Source organism: Streptomyces spinosus (genome assembly GCF_020400655.1).
In the GTDB taxonomy this organism is placed as follows: Bacteria; Actinomycetota; Actinomycetes; order Streptomycetales; family Streptomycetaceae; genus Streptomyces; species Streptomyces argyrophylli.
This window is the reverse complement of sequence record NZ_JAINRC010000068.1, coordinates 1-583: the sequence shown is the minus strand read 5'-3', so window position 1 is coordinate 583 and position 583 is coordinate 1. Positions and strand designations below refer to the sequence as shown.

Annotated in this window: 1 protein-coding gene; it reads left to right on the top strand. The window is 69.3% G+C overall.

Annotation, left to right across the window (positions count from 1 at the left end; all coding sequences use genetic code 11):
* Positions 1-540, top strand: a 540-nt coding sequence (locus LG395_RS40940; protein WP_225814675.1) for an alpha-glucosidase C-terminal domain-containing protein, incomplete at its 5' end; no start/stop codon positions are given.
* Positions 541-583 lie beyond the last annotated feature (43 nt).

The window sequence follows — 583 nt, the reverse complement described above, 5'->3', positions numbered from 1 at the left end:
GTCCGTGCCGTGCTCGCCGCCACCCTCTCCCCCACGTGGGGCATCTACTCCGGCTACGAACTGTGCGAGAACACCCCGCTCAGGGACGGCGGCGAAGAGTACCTGGACTCCGAGAAGTACCAGCTCAAACCCCGCGACTGGGAAGCCGCCGCACGCGAGGGACGGACCATCGCACCCCTCATCACCCAGCTCAACACCATCCGGCGGCGGCACCCGGCGCTACAGCGCCTGCGCGACCTCCGCTTCCACCCGACCGACAACGATGCCGTGCTCGCCTACAGCAAGCGCGCGGGCACGGACACGGTCATCGTGGTCGTGAACCTCGACCCGCACCACACCCAGGAGGCCACGGTCTCGTTGGACATGCCGCAACTCGGCCTGGACTGGGACGCCGCCCCGACCGTGCACGACGAACTGACGGGCGAGACGTACCACTGGGGCAGGACCAACTACGTGCGTCTCACTCCCGGCCGGGCGCCGGCGCACGTGCTCCACGTCGGGCGATCGACGCCCCAGATCGGAGGGCCCGCAGCGTCATGACCGTCAACGACCCCGTTCCGGACACCTTCGAGGACACGCCCGT